The 7357-nt window shown below is 59.7% G+C and carries 8 protein-coding genes and 1 pseudogene; 5 read left to right on the forward strand and 4 right to left on the reverse strand.

Going from position 1 to position 7357, the window contains the following annotated elements:
• From C0456_RS20980 to C0456_RS19145, 4 genes and pseudogenes are all read right to left on the reverse strand, one after another.
• Nucleotides 1-124 (reverse strand): annotated as a pseudogene (locus C0456_RS20980) (acyl-CoA dehydrogenase); the annotation flags it as partial.
• Between the two features lie 18 nt (nt 125-142).
• Nucleotides 143-1354, reverse strand: coding sequence for an acyl-CoA dehydrogenase family protein (locus C0456_RS19135; RefSeq protein WP_291055754.1), 1212 nt, complete (start codon nt 1352-1354; stop codon nt 143-145).
• 67 nt (nt 1355-1421) lie between these two features.
• Complete coding sequence (locus C0456_RS19140; RefSeq protein WP_339680761.1) at nt 1422-1748, reverse strand: 2Fe-2S iron-sulfur cluster-binding protein; 327 nt, start codon at nt 1746-1748, stop codon at nt 1422-1424.
• A gap of 29 nt (nt 1749-1777) precedes the next feature.
• Nucleotides 1778-3040: a cytochrome P450 gene (locus C0456_RS19145; protein WP_291055759.1), complete on the reverse strand. Its 1263-nt coding sequence runs from the start codon at nt 3038-3040 to the stop codon at nt 1778-1780.
• A 190-nt stretch (nt 3041-3230) separates the two neighbouring features.
• Here C0456_RS19145 and C0456_RS19150 point away from each other — a divergent pair, with 190 nt between their 5' ends.
• From C0456_RS19150 to C0456_RS19170, 5 genes are all read left to right on the forward strand, one after another.
• Nucleotides 3231-3971 carry a FadR/GntR family transcriptional regulator gene (locus tag C0456_RS19150; protein ID WP_291055761.1) on the forward strand — a complete coding sequence of 247 codons (741 nt, stop codon included), beginning with the start codon at nt 3231-3233 and terminating at the stop codon, nt 3969-3971.
• A 45-nt stretch (nt 3972-4016) separates the two neighbouring features.
• Nucleotides 4017-5159, forward strand: coding sequence for a nitronate monooxygenase (locus C0456_RS19155; protein ID WP_291055764.1), 1143 nt, complete (start codon nt 4017-4019; stop codon nt 5157-5159).
• 24 nt (nt 5160-5183) lie between these two features.
• On the forward strand, nt 5184-6374 hold the full coding sequence (locus tag C0456_RS19160) for a transporter (protein WP_291055767.1): 1191 nt from the start codon (nt 5184-5186) through the stop codon (nt 6372-6374).
• The gene (locus C0456_RS19165; protein ID WP_291055770.1) at nt 6371-6832 is read left to right on the forward strand and encodes an OB-fold domain-containing protein; all 462 of its coding nucleotides are present in this window, start codon (nt 6371-6373) and stop codon (nt 6830-6832) included. The genes C0456_RS19160 and C0456_RS19165 overlap by 4 nt, the downstream gene beginning before the upstream one ends.
• Nucleotides 6833-6839: 7 nt before the next feature.
• A partial coding sequence (locus C0456_RS19170) for an acyl-CoA dehydrogenase family protein (protein ID WP_291055773.1) occupies nt 6840-7357 on the forward strand: 518 nt, incomplete at its 3' end.

A 7357-nucleotide genomic window follows, 5' to 3' on the forward strand; every position in this document is an offset into this window, starting at 1 on the left:
CGTTGTAGGCCTGCGGTTGGCCGGCTGCGCGGACCTTGCGGAACTCGGATACCGGGCTTTCCTTGGTCGCCCAGTCGCGCGCCATGTTGCGCAGCATTTCCTGTTCTTCGCTGAGAACTGCCATTGTCCTTGCTACCCTCGCTTACTGGTGGTCGAGCATGCCAAGCACCCGCTTGGCAATGATGTTGTTCTGGACTTCGGTCGAACCGCCATAGATCGTCGCTGCCTTGCCGAAGAGCCAGCCGCGCACATCCTCAAGTTCGTCATCGCCAAACTCGTCGCCTTCCCAGCCGAGGCCCTGAAAGCCGCGGATTTCGATCAGCAACTCGCTGCGGTCCTGGGCCAACTTGGTGCCGACCTTTTTCAGAACCGAACTGATCTCCGAAACGCCGCCTTGCGTTTTGCTTTCCTCGACCGCACGACGCGCGGTGAGCAGGAAGCTGTTCCAGCGGATCTCAAGATCGGCGATCTTGTCGCGCAGGACCTTGTTGACGAGCGCGCCATCACCGCCGGTTTCGCAGTACTTCTTGGCGATATCGCCAAGGCTCTGGCCCATCATGCCGGCGAGGCGCCCTCCGCCCGAAATGTTCGTGCGCTCGTGCTGAAGCAGGCGCTTGCCGATAGTCCAGCCCTGGCCTTCCTTGCCCACGAGATTTTCCTTCGGCACTTTCACATCGGTGAAGAAGGTCTCGCAGAACGGGCTGGTTCCGCTGATCATTGTGATCGGGCGGACTTCAACGCCTGGTGCGTCCATGTCGATCAGCATGAAGCTGATACCTTTGTGTTTGTCTGACCGGTCGGTGCGGACGATGGCAAAGCACTTGTCAGCCCACTGGCCACCGCTGGTCCAGGTCTTCTGGCCGTTAATGAGGTAGTGATCGCCCTTGTCGGCCGCGAAGGTCTGCAGGTTTGCGAGGTCTGATCCGGCATTCGGCTCCGAGTAGCCCTGGCACCAGCGAATTTCACCACGGCAGATTGGCGGGATATGCTCCAGCTTCTGCCTTTCGTCGCCGTATTCGAGCAGGGTCGGGCCGAACATCATCACACCCATTCCGCCGATCGGATTGTAGGCGCCGACCTTGGCGAACTCATGCTCGATGATCCTGGCCTGGCCTTTGGTCAGTCCGCCCCCGCCATATTCCTTGGGCCAGGTTGGCGTGCCCCAACCACGCCCGCCCACGGCTTCTCGCCATTTCTTCTGGACAGGGTTCTCGTCGGTCGGACCGTCGAGCCCGGCCATCGTATTGCCCGTGCCCCTGAGTTCGTCAGGGAAATTGGTGGCGAGGAAGTGCCGCACTTCGGTACGAAATGCGTCTTCGCTCGTCTGGACATCGGATTCTAGTTGTGTTGGCACGGAAACCTCCGTTCAAAAATCAAATTCGTGGCACCCCACTCGGACGACAAGGCCGCGCTCTGGCTGGTCAGTACTGCTGCGCAGGAACGTGCAAAACCAAACCTTCCATCGCAGCTTCCATGGGTATCTGGCAGGCGAGGCGACTGTATTCGCTGGCCCCTTCTGCAAATTGCAGGAGTTCGGCCTCAGCTTCGCCTTCCTTCAGACGACCCACCTTTTCGATCCAGGCCGGGTCGACATGGACATGACAGGTCGCACAGGCGCAGGCCCCGCCGCAATCGCCGTCGATGCCCGGCACGCCGTTGAAAAGTGCCGCTTCGCGCGCTGTTTCGCCCTCAGCAATTTCGACTTCCCGCCGCGTTCCATCGCTGGATACGAACGTCACTTTGACCATCATAAACTCCGTATTTCTGCCTTAGTATATCAGCGGGCGTGCAGCCGCACCGGCAGCTTGGTGATCCCACGCACAAGGGTTGAATACAGACGCTCGGGTTCGCCGGTCACCTCGACCTTGGCGAATCGCTTGTGAATCTCTTCCCAGATGATCCGCAACTGCAGTTCTGCCAGCCTGTTGCCCATGCAGCGATGGATGCCATAGCCGAATGACAGGTGATGACGCGGATTCTTGCGGTCAATGATGAACCGGTCGGCCTGGTCGATAACCGTTTCGTCGCGGTTGCCCGACAGGTACCACATCACGACCTTGTCGCCCTTCTTGATCTGTTTGCCGCCGATCTCCCAATCCTGAAGCGCAGTGCGGCGCATGTGAGTCAGCGGCGTTTGCCAGCGGATGATTTCCGGCACCATGCTGGCAATCAACGATCGGTCGTCATTCAGTTTGCGATATTCGTCGGGATTCTGATTGAGGGCGAGCACACCGCCGCTGATTGAATTGCGCGTGGTGTCATTGCCGCCCACAATCAGCAGCAGGAGGTTGCCCAGAAATTCTAGGAAAGGCATATCCTTTGTCACCGGGGAATGCGCCATTATGGAAATCAGGTCGTTCCTCGGCGGCTCATTGACGCGCTGATCCCACAGGCCCTTGAAATACATCGCGCACTCGATGAGCTCTTCGCGCCTCGCTTCGTACGATGCGACGATGCCGGTTTCAGGTGCAGCGGTGGTGACATCGGACCAGCGGGTGAGCTTGCGGCGTTCTTCCCACGGAAAATCGAACAGGGTGGCAAGGGTCATCGTGGTCAATTCGATCGAGACCTTGTCAACCCAATCAAATTCCTCGCCGATCGGTAGATCATCGAGAATCTGACACGCTCGTTCGCGGATTGTCGGTTCGAGCAACAGCAAGTTGGACGGTGCCACAGCGGGGGTGACGGCCTTGCGTTGCTGGTCGTGCTTTGGAGGATCCATGGCGATGAACATTTCAAGTTCGAGCGCGCCTTCCACACTATGCATGTCCTGGATGGCGATACCGCCGAGCTTTGCCTCCGATGAGAAGACTTTGTGGTTGGTATCGACGGCCATAATGTCGTCGAATTTGGTGATCGACCAGAAGGGTCCGACATGGCTTTCACGGCAGTAATGGACTGGCTTCTCCTTGCGCAGCCGGTCGAAGAACAGGCCGATCGTGTCCTGCTGAAAAAGGCTCGGCCGAGAGACATCGATTTCGTCGATCGGGATGGCCGCGATTTTTTCGGCAGTATCCAGCTCCATCGTGTCGATGCTCATGTCTTATCCTCCATACCCAGCAAGCAGACTCACCTCGTTTGCCGATAGGTAGGGAATTTGCAGGCCGCAGTCAATAAAGCTTATAAGGATTATTGCAAAATCCGGTCAAACTGTGTATTTCATACGAAAGCTCTGGACATATCGTCAGATAAACCCTTATAAGGATTTATAAGAGGAGCGGTTCCCCGAGATGCTGCCTAAGGTCGATGATTCCAGGAAAGTCAAGCGTGCGCTTACGCTTGCGCAAGACATTGTACGCGATATCGAAGCTGGGGCGCATGTTGCGGGCGACAGGTTGGCGCGCGAGGACGAAATGCTTGCGCGATACGATGTCGCTAGAGCGACTTTGCGCGAAGCGCTCCGCTTCCTTGAGCTTCAGGGCGTAATCCATCTTCAACTGGGCCGTAGTGGCGGCCCGGTGGTCGCCCGCCCGCAGACTGGTGATTTTGCGAATAATCTTTCTCTCATCCTGCAATTCATGGAAGCAGACCTCAGAGGCCTGCTCGAACTGCGCGAAGCCATAGCGCCGAATGTTGCGGCCTATGCCGCCAAGCGCGCGACCGCGGGTGATCTGAGCGCCCTTGCCGATTGCCTCAAAGAGCTGGAGCGAAACGAAGCCAGCAGCCAGTTCGAGGAACTGAATCGCCGTTTTCACGATATGCTCGGCTGGGCCAGCGGCAATCCGCTTTTCGGCCTTCTGACTTCCGCGTTGCACATGCTTACCCGCGAATTTTCGCTCTCGCTGGGGTATTCGGCGCAAGAGCGTGCGGTCCAGTTGCGCTTCTTGCGCCGCGTCCTTGAAGCTGTGCGCAAGGGCGATGCCGAAGGAGCGCGGCAGGCTATGGCTCGTCTCGTGGCGGGCTCCACCTCCTATCTCGCAGAAAGAAGCCCTGAGCTTGTGTCCCAGAAGGTCAAGTGGGGGCAGACGTAAAATAACAGGCGCCCGTGGATGGCGCAATTTGGAGAAGGTAACACGATGGCACTCAAGAGCCACATTTGCGAAATTCTCGGGATCGAGTACCCGATCCTTCTGGCCGGGATGGGCGGGGCCAGTGTCCCCGCGCTCGCGGCTGCAGTATCGAATGCTGGGGGGCTTGGCGTTCTTGGCGCTGCGGCCTGCTCGCCGGACCAGTTGCGTAGCTGGATATGCCAGACCCGCGAGCTGACCGACAAACCGTTCGGGGTCGATACCCTTCTGCCTGCCTCTGTCAGGCGCGGTTCGGCCCCGCAAAGCGGCGCCGTGCCCGAAAACCCGATGGCATTGCTTGGCGAATACCAGCAGTTCACCCACGATTTCATGGAACGCGAGGATCTGCCCGAAGTGGATGCCGCAATGTCCATGCGCGCGGCTGGCGCGCCGGAAATGGGCAAGGGCGGGCCGCAGTTGTTCTCGCGGGAGTTTTTCGAGGCGCAGATGGAAGTTGTAGTCGAGGAAAAGGTGCCAGTCTATGCCGCCGGCCTCGGCAATCCCGGACCGTGGATGGACCGCCTTCATTCGAATGGCACCAAGGTCATGGCGGTGATCGGCAAGGTCAAACATGCCCAACAGGTGGTCGATTCCGGTATCGACATGATTGTTGCGCAAGGTCACGATGGCGGCGGACACAACTCCCCGATCGGAACCTTCTCGCTGATTCCACAAGTGGTCGATGCTGTGGGGGACCGGGTTCCGGTGATCGGGGCGGGTGGAATCTCCGATGGCCGAGGAGTCGCTGCGGCGATGATGCTAGGCGCTCTGGGCGCGTGGGTCGGAACGGCGTTCCTGGCAACGGATGAAGCCGGCATCGAACGGTTTCAGAAGGAAGCAATCACCGAAAGCGGCGATGCAGATACCATCGTCAGCCGCTCCATGACCGGCAAGCCCGCGCGCATGATCCGCAACAAATGGGCCGATGCCTGGGTTGCGGCGGGCAAGGAGCCGCTTCCCATGCCTTACCAGTCGATGATTTCAGGGCCGGTCATAGCTTCGGGCATCAAGGCTCAGCGCAAGGATATCATGCCCGGCTTCGCGGGGCAGGGAATCGGTCTGGTCCATTCGATCCGTCCAGCGGCAGAGGTCATGCGCGATCTTGTCGGCGGGGCTGAAAGGGCGCTGGCTGATGCCAGATTCTATTCCTGAATTCCGGCAAGACGGGGACGCGGTATGAACGCTTCACAGACCTTATCCTTTGCCGACAAGGCCGCCATAACCGGTGTGGGCGAAACCGTATTCGTGAAGGGCGCCGAACGGACTGCAGTGGACATGATGCTGGAAGCCTCGCGCCGCGCCATCGCGGATGCCGGCCTGAAACCTTCCGATATCGACGGCATGGTGCCGCCGCCGATTTATACGACCTCGGAGGAAATGGCCGCCAATCTCGGCATTGATGTGCTGCGTTATGCGGCCACCGTTCACATGGGTGGCGCCAGCCCGACGACGGCGCTGCAGAACGCTGCGATGGCGATTGCCAGCGGGCTTTGCGATCACGTGCTGGTTACGCTCGGTTGGAACGGCTATTCCGCCCTCAGGTCCAAGCCGGGTGCCCCGCCCACTCGGGCGATGAACATGAACACGCTGACCAATACCATCCAGGGCTATTACATCCCCTATGGTGTGTTCCTGCCGGTGCAGATGTATGCTTGGCTGGCGACCCGCCACTCGAAGCTTTACGGTGTGGGCGCGGATGCGATGGCGGCCGTCGCGCTGGCCTGCCGTCGTCACGCGCAGTTGAATCCGCGCGCCTTTACCTATGGGCGCGCACTCGACGCGGAAGCCTATCATTCAGCGCGCTGGATATCCGAGCCCTTCCGCCTTTACGATTGCTGCCTTGAAACCGATGGGGCCTGCGCGGTTGTCATATCGCGAATGGATCGGGCCAGGGATATGCCCCATGTGCCCGTCAGCATCGCCGGTGCCGCGGAAGGCCACCCCTATCCCGCCGACGACATCCCGTCGCGGCCCGATCCCTTCAAGATCGGCCTTAGCTATGCCGCCCCGCGCGCTTTCGATATGGCTGGCGTCAATCGCGAAGACATGGATTTCCTGCAGATCTACGATTGCTTTACCTATGTCGTCTTGCTGCAACTGGAAGCGATGGGGTATTGCGAACCAGGCGGACAGGCAGAATTCGTCGCCAACGGCCAGATTGAGCTGGGTGGCCGCTTTCCGATCAACACCCATGGCGGCTTGCTCAGTGAGGCGCATGTCTGGGGCCTCAACCACGTGGTCGAGGCAGTGCGTCAGCTTCGTCACGACTGCGGCGAGCGCCAGGTGCCGGGAGCGCAGACAGGCCTCGTGACCGGTTGGGGCGACCTCGGCGACGGCAGCATCGCCATTCTCAGGAGGTTTGCATGAGCAGCGAAAGCGATCTGCCGCCCACAATGCGGCCCTCCGCGCAGATTGTGCCTCCCAAGCCGCGACCGCGCCCACAAGACCCGGTTGAGCAGGAATTCTGGAAGAGGTGCCAGGACGGCCATCTCTATTTCCAGCGCTGCGGCGATTGCGGCAGCTTCCGCCACTTGCCGCGCTATATGTGCGCAAAGTGCGGCTCGCCGGAATTTTCCTGGGAACGCAGCAGCGGCAGGGGCACGTTGTTTTCCTGGACCGTAACCCACCAGGCCCTCCACCCGGCTTTTGCCGCCGACATCCCCTTCGTGGCTGCGGTGGTTGAATTGGAAGAGGGGGTGCGCATGGCCACGCGGCTGGTTGGTTGCGATCACGAGCGTCTTGCGCTCGACCTTCCGGTGGTAGTGGAGTTCGAACTGATCGGTGAGGACTTCCGCCTTCCTGTTTTCCGCCTGAGTGAAAGTTAGAAGCGCCATGGATCTCGAATATGGACCCGAATACGATGTCTTCCGCAAGCAGGTGCGGGCCTTTATCGAAGCGCACAGCCATCTTGCTCCGCCTTCTTCTGACCGGGCGGCCCGACCTTCGTGCAAGGCGGTCGAATGGCAGAAGCTGTTGATCGAGCATGGGTATACCGCTCGAACGATCCCTCAGGAGTATGGCGGCTATGGAGCGGAGCCGGACATTCTCCAATCGCGCATCATCGCAGAGGAATTTGCGCGGGCCAGGGTGCCGGGCGGACTTTCCAATCAGGGAATCTCGATGTTCGTGCCGACTCTGCTCGAACTCGGCACCGAGGAACAGAAACGGCGCTGGATCGAACCCACGTTGAAAGGCGATGTTGTCTGGTGCCAGGGCTATTCCGAACCCGGTGCCGGGTCGGACCTCGCCAATCTCAAGACCAGCGCGCACATCGAGAACGGCGAATTTGTTGTCAATGGCCAGAAGATTTGGACCAGCACCGCCAAGCAGGCCGATATGATCTTCTGCTT

It is taken from the genome of Hyphomonas sp. (assembly GCF_013823385.1).
Lineage (GTDB): Bacteria > Pseudomonadota > Alphaproteobacteria > Caulobacterales > Hyphomonadaceae > Hyphomonas.

Bases quoted from the DNA above. Each gene is read 5' to 3' on its own strand.
- C0456_RS19140 (WP_339680761.1), bottom strand. From the start codon at position 1,748: ATGGTCAAAGTGACGTTCGTATCCAGCGATGGAACGCGGCGGGAAGTC.
- C0456_RS19145 (WP_291055759.1), bottom strand. From the start codon at position 3,040: ATGAGCATCGACACGATGGAGCTGGATACTGCCGAAAAAATCGCGGCC.
- C0456_RS19150 (WP_291055761.1), top strand. From the start codon at position 3,231: ATGCTGCCTAAGGTCGATGATTCCAGGAAAGTCAAGCGTGCGCTTACG.
- C0456_RS19155 (WP_291055764.1), top strand. From the start codon at position 4,017: ATGGCACTCAAGAGCCACATTTGCGAAATTCTCGGGATCGAGTACCCG.
- C0456_RS19160 (WP_291055767.1), top strand. From the start codon at position 5,184: ATGAACGCTTCACAGACCTTATCCTTTGCCGACAAGGCCGCCATAACC.
- C0456_RS19165 (WP_291055770.1), top strand. From the start codon at position 6,371: ATGAGCAGCGAAAGCGATCTGCCGCCCACAATGCGGCCCTCCGCGCAG.